Genomic DNA, 19356 nt, shown 5'->3' with positions numbered 1-19356 from the left:
TCAGCAGTAGTTCCACACGTACCAGACGGGCGCCCAGTCGCCGTGCGGGTCGCCGTAGGGGGCGCCGGGGGTGATGTACACCAGTTCCTTGTGTTTGCCGTACATGCCGGTCTGGGTGCCGTCGGTCTGGTTGTTGAACCACGAGCCACCGCTGTTCAGGCCATCCGGATTTTCTGCATGTAGCAGTCCTTGAAGCGGAACGCGAGGTGCTTGTAGTTGGGATCCTTGTACCCGCAGAAGTAGCCCTTGGGGCAGTCCGAGGGGGCCTGTGTCGACTGCGGCTGGGCGGTCGCGGCGCTCGGCGATGCCAGAAGACCGCCCACCGCCAGCCCCGTGGCGGCCAGGCTCATGAGAAGGCTGTTCCTGAACGGCATGGGCGCATTCCTCTCTCATCGATGCATTCATGTTGTCGGTGTCGGAGGCCGCAACTGTGTTGTCCAGATGGGTCTCTGACGCTCTATCAGGCCGAGACGAACCTTTCGTGCGGTCGGCCGTGCGACTCATACTCGAACGGCTCGGTCGGCGATCGCGAACGATTCGGCCCTGACCGAACCGTGGGGGAGCGGTGGTCGACCACGCGAAGCCGGAACCGGGTGGCCGAGCAGGCTGTCGACGGGACAGGATCGGGGGATGGCGTGCTGCGCCTTCATTTCACCGCGGAGGACCTCTTGCGGGTGTCCTTCGCGCCGGAGCCTGCTCCGCTGCTGGAGCTGATGACGGTGACGGCCCTGCTCCAACGACCTTCTGTACCACCTGTGTTGAGTGGATGGCAGCGACGGACGCGCAGGGCGCTTCCGGCCGGGGCGAGCGTACTGACGTCTCTGGTGCCTCCGACCGGCCTGGGGCCCATGTTCCTCGACCCGCTCAGCCACGGATTCGAGGACGGCCTGGAGACCGTCCTCTCTACACCGGCGACACGCGTGAGATCAGAACTGGGGCGCCTCTGTCCGGACAGACGTCCCCTGACCCCGTGGATACGCAGACTGGCCGATGGCGAACGGGAGCCGTGGCGGGCGCTGGCAGGCGCGATGCGACAGGCCTATGCGGCGGTCCTGGCCGACCAGTGGCCCCTCGTCCAGTCCGCGTTCCATGCCGAACGGGCTTGGCGGACAAGGATGTTGGCGGAACACGGCATCCGGGCCACACTCGCATGCCTGGGGCCGGGCGGCCGGTGCGAAGGCACCACGCTGATCTACGACTGTCCGACGCAGACGCAGGCCCACCTGGTCGGGCACGGCATCATCCTGCTCCCGTCCGTCCTCTGGCAGGGTCGCCCGCTGCTGGCTGTCCACGACGACGGACCCAGCATCCTGTTCTACGCGGCGACCACCCCTCTGCCTCTGCTCGGCTCGCCTGCCGACATCGATGCGTACGGGGCTCTCACCGGCTTGCTGGGGCGGACCCGCGCAGCCATCGTGCACTTGCTGGTACGGCAGTGCACCACGAGTGAGGTGGCCCGGGAGCTGGGCATCAGCAAGTCCTCCGCCTCGGAACACACCAAGGCCCTACGGGCGGCCCGGCTGATCTTCACCCACCGGGAGGGAAAGACCGCCTGGCACTCGTGCACCCCACTCGGCCTCGACCTGGTGACCGGCGCGACGGCAGCCCTTCAGACTCCCCGCCGTCACTGACGCGCTCGTGGCGTCGCTACGGCAGGGTGCCTCAGCGACGGCCGTCCTCGGGGGCCTAGTCGAGCTTGGCGCCAGCGGTCTCGTACTCCTTGGCCTGGGCGGGGGTGAGAAGGCGGGAGACGCGGATGACGCTGGTCCCGTGGACGTAGTCGTATTCCCCCAGGGCGGGGATGCCTCGGGTGACGGTCTGGATGTACTTGGCGCGCGTCTCGGCATCGTTGTTGTCCGTGAAGACTTCGATGCTGCCGCCGTATCCGACATCACCGGCTTTGAGACCCTGGGTGTCAGCGGCCTTGATGCGGCTGTCAGTGAAGGTGATCTTCGATGTGTACTGGCCGGGCCTGCCGAGCAGGTGATTACCGTCGTTTTCGGCGGTGACGGTCGTGCCGAACGTGGCGGTCTTCACGCCGGCGGCAAGGGACTTGAAGGCGCTGGTTGCGTCAGTCGTGCGCGCGGCAGGGGTTGCGGGCGCGGGGCGGGGGCTGACTGCGGTGGCGGGCCGGCCGTCCGCGGTTGGCGGAGTGTTGGAGCAGCCCGGGAGGAGCAGCACGGTGGCGGCGGTGAGTGCGACAGTGGCGGTTCGGGTGAGATTCATGGGTCCCCCAACGAGATGAGGGAGCAATGACATCCCTTGATCTCGTTGCGGCGTGGGGGAGTTGCCGTTTTGTGACGGACCGTTTGCCTCAGGGGCCGGTCCGGCGTCCGGAAGGCTGAGCCGTCGCGCGGACGAGCAGCGGACGAACAGAGGACGAAACAGCGGACGGACAACAGCAGGATCCCCAGAGCGACCGGCAGGACGACGAGGATGCCCGTGCAACTGTCGGGGTTGCCCAGGAGTCAGAGGGCCAAGCCTTGGAGGACTTCAACGCCGGGGAGTTGGGCCAAGGCCCAGCCGGGGACGATCAGTTTGCCGCGGCGCCGGCCGCTGCCGATCAGGACGAACGGGGTGTCCACCACCGCCGCGTCGATGAGCAGCGGCCAAGAGGACGGCAAACCGATGGGGGTGATGCCGCCGTACTCCATTCTGCTCTCGGTGACGGCGACCTCCATCGGCGCGAACGATGCCTTGCGCGAACCGAGGTGCTTGCGGACGGAGTTGTTCACGTCGACCCGGGCGCCGGCGAGCACGAGGCAGGCGGCGAGCGTGGTGTCTCCACCGTGCTTGGCGGCCACCACGACGCAGTTCGCGGAGGCGTCGAGCGGGACGGCGTACGCCTCGGCGAAGACCGCGGTGTCGGCCTTGGCAGGATCGGTGTCGACGTAAAGGACTGCCCGGGCCGCCTCTTGGGCGCCCCAGTCCGTGAGAGCCCCCGCCACAGGCGAGGCCAGGTCGTCGAGGACATCGAGCGCGACGTGGGCAACGTCGAAGGTGCCAAAGGGGGCCGCGACTGAGGTAGCCATGGACGGACTCTAGTGCAGCGCTCTGTCTCGCCCTACGTGGGCCCGATGCCGTTGGCGCCCCCTGGGTCACGGCGGCGCGGACCACGGCGCTCGGCACTCATGCGAGTCGGCGGCCCGCACCACACCCGTGCCGTGGTGCGCGCCGCCTTTGGCCGGCCCCGCCGATGCCTGCCCGTTGTTCGGGCCTGCGCGGCGGACGTTCGGCACCGGATGAAATCCGGACGGGGCCCGGACGAAATGCGGACGGGAGCCGGACGGGAGCCGGACGGGGCCTGTTCGGCCCGCGCCGGGCAGCGGCCCAGGATCCAGTCAGGGGCGGCCGGCGACGAACCAGCGGGCTGGGAGTTGCACCGGGGTGCCGTCCGGGCGGGTCTCGCTCATGGTGAGGGCGGTCGCGCCCTCGGCGAGGACGGTGAGGCCCGCCGCGCACAGCAGGGCAGCTACTTCGCCCTCCGCGACCTCGCCGGGACGCAGGTCGTGTTCCTTGACGCGCCGCAGTTTCAGGGAGGGGCCACCGGGCTGAGCGGCGATGGCGGCGATGACTTCCTTGGCCTCCCCGGTCGGTTCAAGGACGAGGGCGCGGCCGTGCGTGCCGACGAGCCGGGCGACCGAGGCCGCAACCGCCGGGCGGTCCTCGGGGTCGCTCTGGTGCAGGACGGCCCGCATGTAGGCGTTGGTGTCGCCGAGTCGCTCGTGCAGGGCGTCGGCCTGGGTCGGGTCGGCGAGGTTGAGCTGTTCGTACGTGGCTGTTCCGGTCGGGTCGGCGCGGTGGGCGTGGGCGACCGCGGCGGCGGAGAGATCGACCCCGACGGCACGGGCGAAGCGGGTGGCGAGGAACCGGGTCTGGGTGCCGTTGCCGCACCCGAGGTCGGCGATGGGGAGGGCGGGGTCGGCGTACGGGGTGAGATGGTCGAGGTCGCGCTGCGCGGTCACGGCCGGGTCCGCGTCCCAGAAGGGTTCGCCCGTTTGGCCCGAACTCTGCTCCCAGAAGCCGTCCCAAGCGGTGCGGTATCGGTCGGACATGGTCATCCGGGTCTCCTCGCGGTGTGCGGTGTGCGGTGTGGGGGCGGGTGCTGCGTGGTCTGAGTGGGGGTGGTGGGCGGCGCGACTGGTTTGGCTCGCCTGGTGGTTACCGATACCCGCCGCGCGGCCCGCCTAGCCGCGCTCGGTCCTGGCGGCACGCTCTCGTGTAGTCCGTGGTCAGCACGCCGACTCGGCGAGTGCCGTCCGCGCCAGTTCGCGTAGCCACGCGTGTGCTGGGTCGGTGTCGTAGCGCTGGTGCCAGGACAAGTACACCGGGGCCGACGGGAGTTCGAAGGGCAGGGGGAGGAGCGTCAGGCCGAGGTCCGCGGCCGCCGAGCGCGTCGTCGACTCGGGGGCCGTGACCAAGAGGTCGGACGCGCGCACGAACGCCAGGCCCGCCGCCTCGGTCGGCGCGGACGCCACCACGTGCCGCGTGTGTCCGAGCTGCGCCAGCGCGCCGTCGAGCGCGCTCTCGAACCGTCCGCGCCGGGAAATGGTGATGTGCTCGGCCTCGGTGTACTGGGCGAGGGTGACGCCCTCGGCGCGGGCGAGCGGATGGTCCTGCCGTACTACGACGACGTGCCCGGTCCGGGCGAGGAGCTCACCCCGGACGTCGGACTGGGTCGGGCGGCTCGCATTGGCTTCGAGATCGACTTCGCCGCGCCTCAACTCCGGTGTGTCCACGCTGGATTCGGCGATGAAACGCAGCCGTACGCCCGGAGCCTGCTGACGTACCTCCGCGAGGAGTGAGGGGCCGCCGAGCGCGACGAGGGAATCGTGCCAGCGCAGGGTGAACGTCCGCTCCAGCGTCGTGAGATCGAGCTCGCGGCTCGGCGCCAGTACGCCCCGAACCTGCTGGAGCAGTTCGTGGACTTGACCGCGAATGGCGATGGCGTAAGGGGTCGGGGTCATGGTGCGTCCGGTGCGCACCAGGATCTGGTCGCCTGTCGTCTTCCGGATCCGGCCGAGGCTCCGGCTCATCGCTGGGGCCGTCACGTGCAGGCGGTCGGCCGCGCCGGCCACGCTGCCTTCGTCGAGGAGCGCGTCCAGGGCGGCGAGAAGGTTCAGATCCAGTTGCATGGGAGTCATTCTACGCGTGCTTTACATGCACTTGAGGTTAAGTGGCCGTGCCCATACCTTCGAGATGCGGGGCGAGGAACCAACCTCTCGTCCTCGCCTTCACCGCCCCTGCTGAGATGGGAGAACTGCCATGTCCGAGTTGATCCGGAGCACCGGCTACACCGGCTACACCGCAGGTTCCGCAAATGCCGCGAGCGCCGCTGGTGCCGCAACTGCTGCTGCGGCGTCCGATGCCGAACTGCTGGCGGGAACCGTGGCGGCCGTGGAGGCGGCCGGTTCGGTACTGCGCGAGCGGTTCGGCGATGTGGTGCGTCACCGGACCCGCGAGGAACTGATGAACGCGCTGGCCGCCAACGACGAAGCGGCCCTCGATGTCCTGCGTCCGCGCCTCAACAACCTTCGCCCCGGAGCCGGTTGGGTGGAGGAGGAGCTGGAGGGCGGGGCCCTGCCTGCCGGTGAGTGGTGGGTCGTCGATCCGGCCGAGGGCAATGTGAACCACTTGCACGGTCTGCCGGAGTGGGCCGTCACCGCCACCCTCGTACGCGAGAACCAGCCGGTTCTCACCGCTGTCCACCTGCCGTTGACCGGCGAGACCTACACCGCACTCGCGGGCGGCGGTGCTCACGTCGACGGCCGGCCGTTGCGCGTCTCCGAGACCACGGACCTCGGTCTCGCCCTGGTGGCCACGAGCCAGGCCCGGCCGGACGAAGCCGAAGCCGTCACGCGGCGCATCGGCTCCTCGATCACGGCCATGCTCCTCGACGCGCTCGTGGTGCGTACCTCGGTGCCCGCCACCCTGCACCTGCTGAACGTTGCCGCCGGCCGGATCGACGCCTTCTGGCAATTCGCGGGCGCCCGAGCCGACTTGCTGCCCGGTGCGCTGCTCGTCGTGGAGGCCGGCGGGCGGATCTCCGACGCCGAGGGCCGCCCGTGGACGACGGACAGCGAAAGCCTGCTGGCCGCCGCCCCCGGCGTGCACAGCGACGCCGTCGCCACGCTCTCGCGCTGACCGGAGGCTGACCGGACGTCGAGCCCCAGCACAAGACTTCGTACCCAGTAGCAACGGAAGGACCAGATCGGTATGACCCTCATCGCTGTATTCGGAAACGGCCGCGTCGGGAGCGGACTCTCCGCAGGCCTCACCCTGGCCGGGCATCAGGTGACCGTCGCGGATCGCTCCCCGGGCGCAGCCGCCGACGCTGCCCGGGCCGCGCAGGTCATCATCAACGCGACGCCGGGCGCGGGCTCACTGGAACGGCTCGTCGCCCTGCGGGACGAACTGGCGGGCAAGATCCTCGTGGACGTCTCCAACGCCACCAGCGACGGACCGGACGGCCTGCCCGCCGACCTTCTCCACCCCGGCTCGAGCCTCGGCGAGAAACTCCAGCAGGCTCTCCCCGACACGCGCGTGGTCAAGACGCTGAACACCATGCTCTACACGGTGATGACCGCACCCGCTGCCCTGACCCAACCGCCCACCGCCTTCCTGTCCGGCCAGGACGAGGAAGCGAAGCGAACCGTCCACCGGCTTCTCGAAGACCTCGGCTGGCAGCCGGACTGGATCACGGACCTCGGCGGGATCGAGACCGCGCGGGCCACGGAGGCCGCGGTTCTGTTCGTACCGCATGTGATCCGTTCCAGCGGCTTCACGCCCTTCGCCGTATCGATCGCTCGCTGAGCCCGCAGCCGAGCCAATGTCGTACGGGACACGCCAATGTCGTACGGGACACGCAGGGCACGCCGGGGCGTGTGGGGTGCGCAGGACATGCGGGGCGCGCCCCGGAGGGCGAAGCTGGAAGTGAGCCTGTGCCCCCCGGGACGGCCGCCACGCCGGAAGGAGATCGCCGTGGACGGAGCAATTGGTCCCCAAGGAGTTGGCAACCCGGAGTCCGCCGAGGACAGCGGGCGGTACGGGACGGGTCTGTTCACGCCCGACGGCGAGGGGGAGGGCGAGCGCATCGACTACGGCGCCCTCGCTTACGACGCGGTGACCCGAGCACGGCTGACCTCTCTCGGTGTCGGCCCGGGGTGGCGTTGCCTGGAGGTGGGTGCCGGTACCGGGACGATCAGCCGTTGGCTGGTCGACGAGGCCGGGGTCGACGAGGTCCTGGCTCTGGACCGTGACCCCCGTTTCGTGCGGGCCCGCCCCGACGGGCGAGTGCGCACGATGACTGCTGACGTCACGGACACGACGTTGGCGCCGGGCCGGTTCGACCTCGTCCACTGCCGTTTCGTCCTCATGCACCTGCCCGAGCACGCGGACGTCCTGCGCCGCCTCGCGGACTGGGTGGCACCCGGCGGCCGGCTGGTGGTCGGTGACGCCATCGACCTGACCACGGCCCTGTCTCCCCCCAGCGCCTATCAGCGGACCATGGCGGCCATGTGGGAAGTCCTGCGCGAACAGATCGGCACGGACATCACCTGGGTGACCAACTACCCTTATCTGTTGCGCGACTTGGGATTGCAGGAGGTCGGCGCGGAAATCGTGGTGCCACCGCTGACCGTGGACGCCCCCATCACGGCCTTCTGGAAGAACACCTGGGGCGGAATGCGGGACGCTCTGGACGCGAGCCCTCTGCTGGAGCCGGGCGAACTCGACCAGGCGCTGGCCGAGTTGGCCTCGCCGTCGCTGGCCGCGCTGTCTCCCGGAATGATCACCTCGTGGGGGCGTCGCCCCCCGTCGTCGTGATCAGACGCCGCGGGCCGTGTGCGTCGCCGCGTAAGCGGTTCGCCAGGCCGCAGGTGGCACGCCTGCTTGGCGTCGGAAGAACGTGGTGAAGTTTGCGACGTCCCGAAAGCCGAGGCGCCGGGCGCAGCCCTCGACGGGCACGTCGGTGTGGGCGAGCAGTCTTTTGGCTTCCAGGAGAATGCGTTGGTCGAGGTACGTCTTCGCGCCCATGCCCTTGAGGGCACGGGTCGCGCGGGTGAGGGTCCGCACGCCGTAGCCCAAAGCCGTTGCGTAATCGGCGACTTGGTGCCAGTCGGTGCAGTGCTCCTCGACGGCGGCTTGGTAGGCGCGGAACACGTCCTTGGTCCGGTTGTCGGGCGGAGGCGAGTCTCTCTGGGCGAGCTGGTCGGGAAGCGCTCGCAGGACCAGTGCCGCGAGCAGATGGGAGAGCAGGGCAGGGGACGCCAGGTGCGGGAGGCGGGCTGCCGTGGCGTGCTCACGGCAGAGATGCTCGACTGCGTACAGAGCAAGGCCCAGACGAGTCTTGTCAAGATGCCAGCACGTCGGGGCCAGAGCCTCCAGGGCGGTCGAGTCGGGGAGAAACCCGGGGCGGAAGAGGACCAGCGGACCGTCGCAGTCCTCGACGTCGCTCCAGCGGTGCACCATGCCGGGTCGGATCCACACGGCGCTGCCCTCCGCCAGCGGCGAGGAGCGGAAGTCCGCCTCGTGGTTGCCGGAGCCCGAGGTGACCAGGGCGAGGACGTGGAAGGCGGGCCGTTGCGGGAGCACTCGACGGCGCTGCGCGTCCATGGAACGCAGCGCGGCGAACGAGAGGACCTCCACACCGTGGGGTGAGCCGACGGCGGGGGAGTAGGGCAGCTCCCGTACAGCTCGATGTCCGTTTTTCACAAGTACCACGCTCCTTTTCACCAGGGAGCGGATCGCATCTCCCCTAGCGTCAAGTCTCCACCTGGCACGCGGTCAGGTGACTCGTTCATCGCTGCGAGCACGGGATACGACCGTCTTCCGCGGCGGAGTGAAAGGTGTGCTGAGGGTGGAAACGACAAGGCGGGTTCCCGTGTCGGGCGGGAGCGTGGACGTACGGATCGGCGGCCGGAGCGGAACGGCGCTGGTCTTCGTCCACTATTGGGGAGGCTCCGCCGACACCTGGAATGGTGTGCTGGCCCATCTGCCGTCCGAGCAGCGGACAGTCCGGTTCGACCAACGCGGCTGGGGCGGCTCGCGGGCGCTGCCCGGTCCGTATCACCTCGAGCAACTCGCCGATGACCTGACCCGCGTCGTCGACGCGTGTGTGCCGGGACCGTTCGTCCTGGTCGGTCACTCCATGGGCGGGAAGGTGAGTCAGCTCGTCGCGGGCCGCAGGCCGGCCGGCCTCTCCGGCGTGTTCCTGGTCGCGCCCGCCCCGCCCGAGCCACCCGCCACCGTGACCGAGGAGTACCGCCACGGCCTGTCCCACGCATACGACTCACCCGAGACGGTGCGGCACGCGCTCGACCACGTCCTGACCGCCACACCGCTGTCCGAAACGGTGCGCGCCAGGGCCGAGCGCGACAGCCTCGCTGCCGGATGCGCGGCTCGCCAGGAGTGGCCACTGCGCGGAATCGCACAGGACATCACACGTACCGTGCGCGGCATCGCGGCTCCAGTGACCGTGCTGGCCGCAGAGAACGACATGGTGGAACCGCCGAGCGTCCTGCGTCAACACCTCCTGCCACACATCCCGGGTGCGACCCTCACCACCGTCCCCGAAGTCGGCCACCTCCTTCCGGTGGAGGCGCCGGGCGCCGTTGCGAAGGCTCTCGGTGAATTCGCCGCGTTCCTCGACGGCACCTGAGAGCGAGGACGGCGGACGGCTACGACCAACTGGAGAGCCGGGCCTTGCGGCAGTGGTGGCCGTACGGGGTGGGGAGAACCCCCGCATCGACCCGGGCGTCAGCAGGATGGGCGACCAGTGGGGCGGCCGGGCACGCTGGGGCAAGAACGCCCACACGGCACGCTCGACGTGAACGAGGTGTACGACACGCACGACGTGGGCGGGGTGGGTGACGTGGACGACAACGGCAAGAGAAACAGGGGCAATTGGTGAGGGTACGTGCGCGGGCGGCGACGCTGTTGGTGGGACTTTGCGCGGTGGCCGTCTCGGGGATCTTCCCGGCGGGCGCCGCGGACCAGTCGTCGGCTCCGCCACCCGTCGGCCTCAAGGAGGCCGTAGAGCAGACGGTCGCGGACGGATTCCCCGGTGTCGTGGCGTACGCCAGGCGCGGAGAGCGGGAGTCGCGGACCGCGGCCGGGCTCGCGGACACGGCGAGCGGCGAGCGAGCACGGCCGGACCAGCGGTTCCGGATCGCCAGCAACACCAAGTCCTTTGTGTCGACGGTGCTGTTGCAGCTGGAGGGCGAAGGACGGCTCTCGCTGGACGACAGCGTGGAGAAGTGGCTGCCCGGCGTGGTCCAGGGAAACGGAAACTCCGGGAAAGCCATCACCGTCCGGCAACTGCTCAACCACACCTCGGGCATATACGACCCGACCGAGGAGCGGGAGTTCTTCGCCCCCTATCTCGAGCGCAAGGACTGGGACTACGTTTACACCCCTCGGGAGGTGATCGCCCGCGCCGTCCGGCACGAGCCACTCTTCGCGCCCGGCACTGGGTGGTCGTACTCCAACACCAACTATCTCCTCGCCGGTCTGGTCATCGAGGCAGTCACAGATCACAGTGCGCCCTCCGAAATCCGGCGCCGGATCCTCACCCCGCTCGGCCTGAAGGACACCTCCTTCCCGGTGACCGACCCCGCCCTTCACGGCCCCCATCTGCACGGTTACGACCTCGCGGGACAGGATGTGACCCGGTTCAGCCCGTCGTACGACTGGACCGCCGGCGCCATGCTCTCCACCGTCGACGACCTGGCTCGTTTCCACCGCGCCCTGTTCACCGGAAAGCTGCTGCACCCCGCCCAGCAGCGTGAACTCCTGACGACGGTGCGGTTCCCCAAGAAACCGGCGTACGGACTCGGCGTGCAGCGCATGGACGTGCCGTGCGGCTCGGAGCCGGACAGTGCGCGGATCAGCACCTGGGAGACCGACGGCGCCGGACCAGGCTTCACCAGCGTCTCCCTCACCACCGCCGACGGGAAGCGACAGCTGGTCCTCGCCGCCAATGTCTACGACCTCGGTGCGGAGTTGAAGGGCGAGCGGCCCATCCCGCAGAGCGAAGGACTGGGGAAGGCGCAGCGAGCAGCCCTGTGCGACTGAGGCGGTGCCATTGACGAAGGTGCCAAGTCGACGAGCGTGGACCGACCAGCAGCGCCCGTACGCGGTCGTCGACGTGCTGGGCGTGATCCGTCCACTTCTCAACCACGGGACAGGGCGCGATCGCGCCGCGTCATCCAGGCAAGCACAACCCGGAGCCCAGAGAAACCGGTCCACGTCGGCCATGCGGTCCCGGCCGGCGCGGCATTTCACCGGTCGGCAGCGCTGGTAACGGCAGTCCCAATTGTTTGCCACGAATTGGTAGGTTCCGGTCCTGTCGGAGGCGTCGTACGAACCCGCATTCATGACAGCTGTGGGGTGTGGCCCCTCGAAGCCTTGCGGCAACGCGTGGCGAGGCCGGCCGTGGCGCAGTACGTCGCGCGTACCCGTGCGTCGAAGGTCTTGCAGCTACGAGGGCACGGTTGATCAGTGCTCCTGCTGCCGCTTTGCCGATCGGAAGTCGTGCGGCAGTGCGTAGGAAGCCGTGCGGCGGGGCGCGCGGACCGTACGGCGGAGGCTCGGGAACGCGCGCCGGAGTTCGCCGGACGGGAGCATTCCGTGCGGAGTCCTGGGGCCCGCCCTTGCCGAGCCGCGCCGCACAGACGCTATGGACACGCATCCGTAAGCCGTCCTAGATTCGTCCGCGTGCCAGGTCAGCCGGGGCATGGGCGCCAATCTTAACGTGCCGGGGGGAACATGAAATTCGGCTTACTGGGGCCGTTACATGCCCAGATCGCCGAACGTGCGGTCCAGCTGAACGGACCGCGGCAGGCCAAGGTGTTGGCCGCGCTTCTGATCGACGCCAACAGCACGGTCTCCTTGGAACGGCTCGTCGCCGTGATGTGGGACGCCGACGCGCCCGCCACCGCGGTCCGCCAGGTCCAGGACGCCGTTTCCGGGTTGCGCCGCAACCTCACCGCCTGCGGAGCGCCCCGCTCCTTGATCAGTACGCACCGCGGCGGCTATGCGATCCATGTGGCCCGAGACCAGCTCGACCTGCTGGAGTTCGACCACGAGCGGCACCTCGCCGGGCAGCAAGTGGCCCCGCGCGAGGCGGCGGTCGCGCTGCGGCGGGCGCTGGCGTGCTGGCGGGGCAGCGCCCTGATGGACATCTCCAGCCGGGTCCTTGAGATCGATGCGGCGCGCTTGAACGAGAGACGCGCGGCCACGCACAAACAGTGCCTGGCCATCGAACTCGACCTGGGGCGTCACCGGGAGGTCATCGACGAACTGGCCGACCTGCTCCGGGAGCACCCCTACGACGAGGATGTCGCCCAGCACCTGATAGTCGCTCTCTACCGGTGTCGACGGCAGGGCGAGGCGTTACAGGTGTACGAACGGCTGCGCCGGACACTGGCCGACGAGCTCGGTGTCGACCCCACTCCCTCGCTTCAGGCGCTACACCGGCGCATTCTGACCGGGGACCCCGCATTGACGCCTCCGGATCCGGCTCCGGCTCCAGCTCCGGACCGGGCCCCAGAGCCGTTGCCGGCTCCAGACCGGATGCCAGATGCAACAGCTGACGGGGTTGCGGCCCCGACGGCCGACCGGACTCCCGGCCCGAGAGCGGACCGGGCTCCGGACCCCACCCCGGCCCCGACTCCGGGCTCGGCTCACGGCCCGGCAACAGAGCGGCCCGCGGACTCGGATCGCCACCCCTCCCACACATCAGCACCCCAGCACCAGGACACGATGACCGGCCCCGTCATGGTGCTGCCGGTGCGTCAACTACCCCTCGACGTACCGGACTTCGTGGGCCGGGCCGACGCGCTGGACGAGATCGCGGGGCTGCTCGACGAGTCCGCGCCGAAGCGGGCGCCGGTGGCCGTCGTCGTGGGCGGGCCCGGCGTCGGCAAGTCCTGTCTGGTGACGCACGCCGCCCGGCTGGCGCGTGGCGGCTTCCCAGACGGGCAGCTCTACCTCAACCTCGCGGCGACGTCGGACGAACCGCGGGACCCCGGACTGATGCTGGCCGAAGCCCTGCGCGCGCTCTCGATCGCCGGCAGCGCGATCCCGAACAGCCTCGTCGAGCGGGCCGCGCTCTACCGGTCCCTCCTGGTGGACCGTCGCATGCTGGTGGTACTGGACGATGCCGGTCACGCCGATCAGGTGGTGCCGCTGCTGCCCGGAGCCGACGGCTGTGCCGTGTTGATCACCAGCCGCGCCCTGCTGACCCAACTCCCCGGCGCTCGGCACATCGACCTCGACGTGCTCAGGCGGGCGGAGGCGCGCGAGTTGTTCACGGGAATCGTCGGGCGCGACCGGGTCGAGCGGGAACCGGGCGAAGCCGACGCGATCCTCGACTGCTGCGGCAACCTGCCGCTGGCGATCCGGATCGCCAGCGGCAAACTCACGGGTCGCCCGGCCTGGTCACTGCGGGTGCTGCGGGAACGGATCGAGGACGAGTCCCGACGGCTGGCAGAGCTGAGGATCGGAGACCTCAGCGTGCGCGCCAGCGTCGAGCTGAGCCTGCGCTTGCTGCCCGCCGACGCGGTGCGCGCGCTGAGCCTGCTCGGCCTGCTCGGCGCCTACACGCTGCCCGGCTGGGTGGTCGGTCCGCTCCTCGACCGCCCGGACGGAGAGGAGGTGCTCGACATTCTCGTCGACGCCAGCCTGGTGCGGCTGGTCGCCACCGATGCCCTGGGCGAGCCCCGGTACCGGCTGCACGACCTGATCAGGACCTGCGCCGTGGAAATCGCGGCGCCGCTCGCGACGGCGGACAAGCGGGACGCGATCGTCCGTGTGCTGTCCGTCTGGCTCGATCTGGTCAGGCGTGGCACCGACCGGCTGCCGGGCGGACTGCTGGCCGCCCCGCGTGGCACGGCGCCCCGCCGGTCGCTGCCCGACACCGTCGTGGAGCGGCTCATGGCCGACGCGTTCGGCTGGTTCGACGTGGAGCGCGACAACCTGCTCGGTACGGTGAAACTGGCCGTGGACTGGGGCCTGGACGAGTTGGCCTGGGAGCTGGCGGCCGGTACGGCGACCTACTACGACCACCGGTGTCTGTATCAGGACTGGCAACACGGCCACCGGCTCGCGTTGGACGCGGCCGAGGCCGCCGGCAACGCGACGGGAGCGTCGGTGCTGCTGCGCGGCCTCGGCCAACTGCACATCTACCAGGACGAGTACGACCGTGCCACCCGTGCCCTCGAAGCCTCCATCGAGCTGTGCCGGGACACCGGGGACAAACGCGGCGAGGCACTGTCGTTGGCGACGCTCAGTACGGTCAGCCGGGTGCAGGGTCGTGACGCCGAAGCACTCGATCGCGTCGAGGAGGCGCTGGCCATCGCGGTCGGTGAGGGCGACCGTCACATCGAGGCACAACTCTCCTGCTCCATGGGCGTGATGCGACTCATGCAGGGCGAACTCGACGAGGCGGAGTCCTGGTTCACCGGAGCCCTGCGCCTGGCCCGGGACCTGGACGACGAGCACCGCGTGGCCGTCGTGCTACGGCGGTTCAGCAGACTGCACGACCGGCGGGCGGATCCGGACGAGGCGCTGCACTGCCTGAGACAGGCGCTCGCCACGTTCGAGAAGCTCGCCGATGAACGGTGCGCCGGGTACACGCTGCTGGAAGTCGGACGCGTATACGCCGGGCAGGACGACCGGAACCGTGCGACCCCCGCGTTGGAGCGTGCGGCGGCCCTGTTCCACCGACACGGCGACCGCCAGGACGAAGCCACCTGCTGGCAACTGATCGGGGACCTGGAAGCCGCCGCCGGAATCCATGACCTGGCTCGCCAACACCGGGAGCGTGCGGCGCGCCTGTGGCAGACGATCGGCGAGATGAACGACACGGCTGCTCCTCCGGCGCGGCCGTCGTCGCCGTGAGGGGGGCGATTCAATGAGGGCAGAGGCGGCTTCGACGTCACCGCCGGTCGATGACGTTTGTCATGCGGAGGAGGTGCTCCTGGGCACTGATGGCGTGCCAGAGTGCGGCCGTAGTTTTGAGGCATGGAGATCACGAAGAACACCACGTCCCCGGCCCGCCGCACCGAGTGGAGCCTGTCCCTGGTCGGAGGCCTCAACCACCGTGGCGCCTTCGAAGCCCACGAGCGTACGGTGCACGTCTCGGCGATCGGTGGGGCCGCGCTCGACCACACGGAGGCGAGGCTCCCGGCCGGTCCTACGCACCTCGTGAAGGCGTCTCTGGTCGGTGGCGCGGAGCTTGCCTACCCAGAGGATGCCTCTGCCGAGGTCCGCGCCTTCTCGGTGTTCGGCGGGGTCGACGTGACGGTCCCGGTCGGTACGACGGTGGAGGTGAGCGGGTTCTCCCTGTTCGGGTTCGGCGGACGCCGCCGGGACCTGGTGGGTGAGCCGGGGGGCGCTGTGGTCAAGGTGCGGGCGTACTCGCTCGTCGGCGGAGTCAAGGTGCGCCAGGGCAAGTAGGCGCTCACCCAGCCGCCCGCCTCGTTCCCCTCCCGGCACGTTCGCCCCTCAACTCCTCGAACACAGCGCCAGGGGTACCGCGAGTGGAGTGGGATTCGCCAGACGTCGGCCTGGTCGGCGGACTACTGTGCTGACACGCCGCGTTACTCACCGCGGTCACTGAGGAGGGTTTCTGTGTCATCGTCCTGCGACCCGAAGAACGCTCCCGCCGGCGATGTGGGCGCAGCGCTCATGGTGATCGACTCTCAACTCAGAGGCATCCACGACGGCAAGACCGAGAGCGACCCCGAACAGCGCAAGCTCACCGACCAGTTCACCGCGTCGCTGGGTCCCAAGGGAGTCGATGACCTGCTGGACGGCACCTGCACGCTCATCTTCATGTTCATGAAGTGGCTGCGGGAGGCCCACGAGGCCCAGGGCAAGGACGTCATCGAGTACGTGGTGCCGAGCGTCGTAGCCACCATGCGCATGATGCCCAGGAGCATCCGCCCCGAGGCCATCCCCACCATGGCAGGTCTGCTCGTCGCCGCCGGCACCGGTCTGAGCCCCCGTCTGTGGCGTCAGCAGTACGGGTACTGGACGGCGGAGGAGATGACTCCTCTCGAAGCCACCGCCCTCCTGCTCGCGGAACACATCAACCGGGTCACCGACGACCGCGACTTCGCCACCCGCCTGATCGCCGAAGCCCTCTCCCAAGCGACCGGCGATTAGCGACGGCTCCTCTTCGCCGCCGGCGACCGTGAGGGCGCCGCCCGCGACGGTGGCGGTGAAAATCGCTGTTCGATTGTCGGTACGCGGTGATGGGGATGCCGCGTGACCACGACACCCGAGTTCCCGTTCTGCTGCGACTGATCGACGAACGCGGCCAAGTCCGCAGCGGAGGGCGCCCCGCCCGCCCCTTGGGAGCGCGAGGCACTGCTGGCGTGGCTGGCGGAATCCACCGAGCAACTGGTGGACGCGTTGCGGAAGGCAGGCCCGGATCGTGGTTGCTGGACGTGGTGGGACACGTCGCAGTCGCCACACACCTCCGGCGCCCGTAGCTTGGCACCAGCTCCAGCAGATGGCGGTGCACACGTACGACGCCCAGATCACCACGGGTGCCCCGCGGCCGCCACGCCACGCTGGACCCTCGCCCCTCTCAGACCGCTCCGGCGTCCTCCGCGGCCAGGAAGGGGCGCAGCAGGGCGAGCAGCGCGCGCGGTCGGTGCAGCGGGATGATGTGGCCGCAGTCTTCTATGACGTGGCCGATGAGATCGTCGGTGACCGGGCGGAGTTGGCGTTCCAGTGCGGCACCGACCGGCCGGGCGCCCAGCGCCATCGTCGGCACCGTCAGGCGCGCTGTGGTGACGGCCCGCTCGAGCTGTACCGCGCTCTCGGGCAGGGCCCGGTAGTACGAGAACGCGCAACTCAGCGCCTGCCGGCCGGTGTAGGCACGGATGAAGGCGTCCCGGACGGCGGGACGCACGCCGTCGCCGAGCGTGCCGGTGCGCAGGAACCAGTCGACGTAAGCGGCCTCGTGTCCCTCCAGTACGGTCTCGGCCAGGTCGGGCGCGGCGGAGTGGAAGCCGAACCACCACGGCTGCCCGGCGCTGAGAACGTCCTCGGCACCGGGCAGGCTGCCCAGCAGGGCCTCCATGACGACCAGGCGCCGCACGAGATCGGGGCGGCGCAGGGCAAGGAGGACGGCGGGTGCGGTGCCCGCGTCGATGCCCACCACCGCGGCCGAGGAGGCGCCCAGCGCGGTGAGAAGCGCCTCGGCGTCCGTGGCCAGGGTGCCCGCGTCGTACCCGGAGGCGGCTCGGCTGCTCGCGCCGAACCCGCGCAGATCCGGTGCGATGACGCGGTAGCCGTCGGACAGCTCGGTCATGACATCCGTCCACAGCTCCCAGGTGTGCGGGAAGCCGTGCAGCAACAGGACGGCGGGGCCTGATCCGGCGAGGGCGACGTTCAGTTCGACGCCGTTGACGCGGACGCGTCGCAGCTCGGGCATGGGGGGACCCCCGTTGAGTGGTGAACCATGGTGACAAGCTCACGCTAGGGAACTAGCCTGATCCGCCCAAGACGGCACTTTCGCATCAGGTGGTGAGCTCCGGGTGACCACGGCAAGGCCCAGCGGACGTGACGAGCGACCGCCCGGTGAGCGCGGTGATCTGCTGGATCCGGGCTGCCCGACCCGTCAGCTGCTCGACCGCATTGGCACCAAGTGGACGTCGATGGTGGTCAAGGTGCTGGCCGAAGCGGCTCCGGACGAGCTCCGTTTCGCGGAGGTGCGGCGGCGTGTCCCCGGCATCTCGCAGAAGATGCTGTCCGTCACCTTGCAGAGCATGGCCCGCGACGGCCTGGTCGCGCGTCGCGTGGAACCCACCGTGCCGCCCGCGGTCCACTACCGCCTCACCGAGCTCGGCCTGTCCCTCGAAGGACCGCTCTCCATCCTGCGGGACTGGGCCGAGACACACATGCCGGAGATCGACCGCAACAACCGGCTCGCCGAGGAGTCGCCCGCCCAATAGGGCGTGGCAGACAGGGTGTTGAGGGCGCGAGGAGAGAAGCCGGCACTCGACACCACAAGACCGAGCTCAGCACCGGGAGTTCCTATGGTTCGGTGATCGCCTTCGGGCGGTGCGGGCTCTGGGCGCCGCGGGTGATGTCTCGTTTCACCCCGTACCAGCCCGCCAGCCCGCCCATGGCCGCCGCGGCCAGGATCGCGCAGTAGACAACGGGACGGTCCAGGTCGATCACGTCGAAGCCGATGCCGAGCACGAGCAGGATCACGGACACCGCGAACACGGCAATCAGGCCACGGTACTTGGCGCTGAAGAACACGTGCCGCGCCGGCGGGGCGGGTGTGGTGGTCAGTGTGGCGGCCGGTCCGTCGCTCGCCGCGAGTGGCCGCTTGAAGTACGCCATGTAGAGCCACCGGCCACACAACTCCCAGCCGTCCGGGGCGAGTTCGGCGGTCAGCTCCTCGCGGTCCTTCAGGCCCTGCGTGCTCTCGCGCCGGTACTCCCAGCGCATCGCGGCCCCGGGACTGCGGCGGCATACGAAGCGTCCGGCGAAGTCGATCCCCTCGACCTCCCACCCCTCGGCGCCGTACTGGTTGAGGAGCAGTCGGTCGGTGTAGATGTCGCTGGTCCACTTCCACGTCTCGTCCGCGGCGCCGGGCCGTTCGCCCCGGTCGCTGCGGGTGAGTCGGTCCGCGAATGCGTCCGGCGCCCCGAACTCCTCGCGGGCGTCGGGTGATCCGGACTCCGCGAGATAGCCGGAGAGGTCGGCGACGGTCGCGGCGACCTCTTGGTCCGGCATCCCGCGGGCCGTGAGTTGTTGGCTCAACTCGGCGAAGTATGTGGTGTTCACGCTGTTCCCCCTGGAAGTGTGCTGGTGAGCATGGTGGTGACGGCGGCGTGGAACTCCCGCCAGGAAGCGCCCTGTTCGGCCAGTGCTCGGCGACCCTCGTCGGTCAGCCGGTAGTAGCGGCGCCCCGGTCCGCGTTCGGCGGCCCGGAACTCGCCGACCGCCAGGCCGGCCTCCTCCAGGCGGTTGAGCACGGGGTAGAGCGTCCCGCCCTTGATCTCGCCCAGCCCTGCGGCGGTGAGCGCCTTGGAGATCTCGTATCCATAGCTTTCGCCTCCGGTGAGACAGGACAGGACGAGGAGGTCGAGGACGCCCTTGAGCCAGCTTGATCTGCGGTCTGCGGCCATGCCCGTATTCCATCACCAGCTAGATAGGAATGCAACCTAGGTGGTGATGTCGTCTCAGTGTGGCTGCGGCAGCGCGGGCTCACCGATTGAGCTGTCGATCGCCCCTGTTGGCGGAGGAGGCCCGCTCTCTTTGACGGCCTGCGCCCGCTCTCTTTGAGGGCTGATCCGGACGACTGTGGTCGGCTCACCCGGTACTGGA

Annotated in this window: 19 protein-coding genes and 1 pseudogene; 11 read left to right on the top strand and 9 right to left on the bottom strand. The window is 69.7% G+C overall.

Translation table 11 applies throughout. From position 1 onward, the window contains the following. Nucleotides 1-155: 155 nt before the first annotated feature. Nucleotides 156-374 carry a peptidase inhibitor family I36 protein gene (locus DWB77_RS03535; RefSeq protein WP_120719829.1) on the bottom strand — a complete coding sequence of 73 codons (219 nt, stop codon included), beginning with the start codon at nucleotides 372-374 and terminating at the stop codon, nucleotides 156-158. 261 nt (nucleotides 375-635) lie between these two features. Here DWB77_RS03535 and DWB77_RS03530 point away from each other — a divergent pair, with 261 nt between their 5' ends. Further along, nucleotides 636-1631, top strand: a complete 996-nt coding sequence (locus tag DWB77_RS03530) for an ArsR/SmtB family transcription factor (RefSeq protein ID WP_162952395.1) — start codon at nucleotides 636-638, stop codon at nucleotides 1629-1631. 55 nt (nucleotides 1632-1686) lie between these two features. Here the strand turns inward: DWB77_RS03530 and DWB77_RS03525 are convergent, their stop codons facing one another. The 4 genes from DWB77_RS03525 to DWB77_RS03510 form a co-directional block, all read right to left on the bottom strand. Beyond that, entirely contained in the window at nucleotides 1687-2226 is a 540-nt protein-coding gene (locus tag DWB77_RS03525) for a hypothetical protein (protein WP_120719827.1), read from the bottom strand. A 242-nt stretch (nucleotides 2227-2468) separates the two neighbouring features. Next, nucleotides 2469-3032 carry a YbaK/EbsC family protein gene (locus DWB77_RS03520; RefSeq protein WP_120719826.1) on the bottom strand — a complete coding sequence of 188 codons (564 nt, stop codon included), beginning with the start codon at nucleotides 3030-3032 and terminating at the stop codon, nucleotides 2469-2471. Between the two features lie 309 nt (nucleotides 3033-3341). Continuing rightward, nucleotides 3342-4061 carry a class I SAM-dependent methyltransferase gene (locus tag DWB77_RS03515; protein ID WP_120719825.1) on the bottom strand — a complete coding sequence of 240 codons (720 nt, stop codon included), beginning with the start codon at nucleotides 4059-4061 and terminating at the stop codon, nucleotides 3342-3344. A gap of 171 nt (nucleotides 4062-4232) precedes the next feature. Then, nucleotides 4233-5135 (bottom strand): LysR family transcriptional regulator, encoded by a 903-nt coding sequence (locus tag DWB77_RS03510; RefSeq protein ID WP_120719824.1) that lies wholly within the window; start codon nucleotides 5133-5135, stop codon nucleotides 4233-4235. A gap of 130 nt (nucleotides 5136-5265) precedes the next feature. On the opposite strand from DWB77_RS03510, the gene DWB77_RS03505 reads away from it, so the two are divergent. The 3 genes from DWB77_RS03505 to DWB77_RS03495 all read left to right on the top strand — a co-directional run bounded on the left by DWB77_RS03505 (nucleotide 5266) and on the right by DWB77_RS03495 (nucleotide 7824). Further along, nucleotides 5266-6144 carry an inositol monophosphatase family protein gene (locus DWB77_RS03505; RefSeq protein ID WP_120719823.1) on the top strand — a complete coding sequence of 293 codons (879 nt, stop codon included), beginning with the start codon at nucleotides 5266-5268 and terminating at the stop codon, nucleotides 6142-6144. A 72-nt stretch (nucleotides 6145-6216) separates the two neighbouring features. Continuing rightward, entirely contained in the window at nucleotides 6217-6813 is a 597-nt protein-coding gene (locus DWB77_RS03500) for an NADPH-dependent F420 reductase (protein ID WP_120719822.1), read from the top strand. Nucleotides 6814-6981: 168 nt separating this feature from the next. Further along, complete coding sequence (locus DWB77_RS03495; protein ID WP_246033391.1) at nucleotides 6982-7824, top strand: class I SAM-dependent methyltransferase; 843 nt, start codon at nucleotides 6982-6984, stop codon at nucleotides 7822-7824. Here DWB77_RS03495 and DWB77_RS03490 read toward each other — a convergent pair whose 3' ends face one another. Beyond that, on the bottom strand, nucleotides 7825-8712 hold the full coding sequence (locus DWB77_RS03490) for an AraC family transcriptional regulator (protein ID WP_120719821.1): 888 nt from the start codon (nucleotides 8710-8712) through the stop codon (nucleotides 7825-7827). A gap of 139 nt (nucleotides 8713-8851) precedes the next feature. On the opposite strand from DWB77_RS03490, the gene DWB77_RS03485 reads away from it, so the two are divergent. The 6 genes and pseudogenes from DWB77_RS03485 to DWB77_RS03460 form a co-directional block, all read left to right on the top strand. Beyond that, nucleotides 8852-9658 carry an alpha/beta fold hydrolase gene (locus tag DWB77_RS03485; RefSeq protein WP_120727306.1) on the top strand — a complete coding sequence of 269 codons (807 nt, stop codon included), beginning with the start codon at nucleotides 8852-8854 and terminating at the stop codon, nucleotides 9656-9658. A gap of 248 nt (nucleotides 9659-9906) precedes the next feature. Beyond that, entirely contained in the window at nucleotides 9907-11073 is a 1167-nt protein-coding gene (locus DWB77_RS03480; protein ID WP_246033390.1) for a serine hydrolase domain-containing protein, read from the top strand. A 693-nt stretch (nucleotides 11074-11766) separates the two neighbouring features. Then, complete coding sequence (locus DWB77_RS03475; protein ID WP_120719820.1) at nucleotides 11767-14901, top strand: AfsR/SARP family transcriptional regulator; 3135 nt, start codon at nucleotides 11767-11769, stop codon at nucleotides 14899-14901. Between the two features lie 123 nt (nucleotides 14902-15024). Then, entirely contained in the window at nucleotides 15025-15459 is a 435-nt protein-coding gene (locus DWB77_RS03470) for a hypothetical protein (RefSeq protein WP_120719819.1), read from the top strand. A 174-nt stretch (nucleotides 15460-15633) separates the two neighbouring features. Further along, nucleotides 15634-16170 (top strand): hypothetical protein, encoded by a 537-nt coding sequence (locus DWB77_RS03465; RefSeq protein WP_120719818.1) that lies wholly within the window; start codon nucleotides 15634-15636, stop codon nucleotides 16168-16170. A gap of 153 nt (nucleotides 16171-16323) precedes the next feature. Further along, a pseudogene (locus DWB77_RS03460) lies at nucleotides 16324-16570 on the top strand (maleylpyruvate isomerase N-terminal domain-containing protein); the annotation flags it as partial. Between the two features lie 27 nt (nucleotides 16571-16597). Here DWB77_RS03460 and DWB77_RS03455 read toward each other — a convergent pair. Next, nucleotides 16598-17449, bottom strand: coding sequence for an alpha/beta fold hydrolase (locus DWB77_RS03455; protein ID WP_120719817.1), 852 nt, complete (start codon nucleotides 17447-17449; stop codon nucleotides 16598-16600). A gap of 103 nt (nucleotides 17450-17552) precedes the next feature. Between DWB77_RS03455 and DWB77_RS03450 the strand changes: the two genes are divergently transcribed. Continuing rightward, nucleotides 17553-17969, top strand: coding sequence for a winged helix-turn-helix transcriptional regulator (locus tag DWB77_RS03450; RefSeq protein WP_120719816.1), 417 nt, complete (start codon nucleotides 17553-17555; stop codon nucleotides 17967-17969). An 82-nt stretch (nucleotides 17970-18051) separates the two neighbouring features. On the opposite strand, the gene DWB77_RS03445 is transcribed toward DWB77_RS03450, so the two are convergent. Next, a complete protein-coding gene (locus DWB77_RS03445; protein WP_246033389.1) occupies nucleotides 18052-18813 on the bottom strand; it encodes a DUF2812 domain-containing protein in 762 nt (253 codons plus the stop codon). Continuing rightward, nucleotides 18810-19157 (bottom strand): PadR family transcriptional regulator, encoded by a 348-nt coding sequence (locus tag DWB77_RS03440; protein WP_120719815.1) that lies wholly within the window; start codon nucleotides 19155-19157, stop codon nucleotides 18810-18812. Before DWB77_RS03440 ends, DWB77_RS03445 begins: the two co-directional genes overlap by 4 nt. Nucleotides 19158-19356 lie beyond the last annotated feature (199 nt).

The organism is Streptomyces hundungensis (assembly GCF_003627815.1).
GTDB classification, from domain to species: domain Bacteria; phylum Actinomycetota; class Actinomycetes; order Streptomycetales; family Streptomycetaceae; genus Streptomyces; species Streptomyces hundungensis_A.
Note: the sequence above shows the minus strand (reverse complement) of the source record. Positions and strands in the feature narration are given on the sequence as shown.

Excerpts from the sequence above, each read along its gene's own strand:
- DWB77_RS03440 (WP_120719815.1), bottom strand. The coding sequence starts at position 19,157 with ATGGCCGCAGACCGCAGATCAAGCTGGCTCAAGGGCGTCCTCGACCTC.
- DWB77_RS03505 (WP_120719823.1), top strand. The coding sequence starts at position 5,266 with ATGTCCGAGTTGATCCGGAGCACCGGCTACACCGGCTACACCGCAGGT.
- DWB77_RS03515 (WP_120719825.1), bottom strand. The coding sequence starts at position 4,061 with ATGACCATGTCCGACCGATACCGCACCGCTTGGGACGGCTTCTGGGAG.
- DWB77_RS03470 (WP_120719819.1), top strand. The coding sequence starts at position 15,025 with ATGGAGATCACGAAGAACACCACGTCCCCGGCCCGCCGCACCGAGTGG.
- DWB77_RS03535 (WP_120719829.1), bottom strand. The coding sequence starts at position 374 with ATGCCGTTCAGGAACAGCCTTCTCATGAGCCTGGCCGCCACGGGGCTG.
- DWB77_RS03525 (WP_120719827.1), bottom strand. The coding sequence starts at position 2,226 with ATGAATCTCACCCGAACCGCCACTGTCGCACTCACCGCCGCCACCGTG.
- DWB77_RS03500 (WP_120719822.1), top strand. The coding sequence starts at position 6,217 with ATGACCCTCATCGCTGTATTCGGAAACGGCCGCGTCGGGAGCGGACTC.
- DWB77_RS03510 (WP_120719824.1), bottom strand. The coding sequence starts at position 5,135 with ATGCAACTGGATCTGAACCTTCTCGCCGCCCTGGACGCGCTCCTCGAC.
- DWB77_RS03520 (WP_120719826.1), bottom strand. The coding sequence starts at position 3,032 with ATGGCTACCTCAGTCGCGGCCCCCTTTGGCACCTTCGACGTTGCCCAC.
- DWB77_RS03475 (WP_120719820.1), top strand. The coding sequence starts at position 11,767 with ATGAAATTCGGCTTACTGGGGCCGTTACATGCCCAGATCGCCGAACGT.
- DWB77_RS03455 (WP_120719817.1), bottom strand. The coding sequence starts at position 17,449 with ATGCCCGAGCTGCGACGCGTCCGCGTCAACGGCGTCGAACTGAACGTC.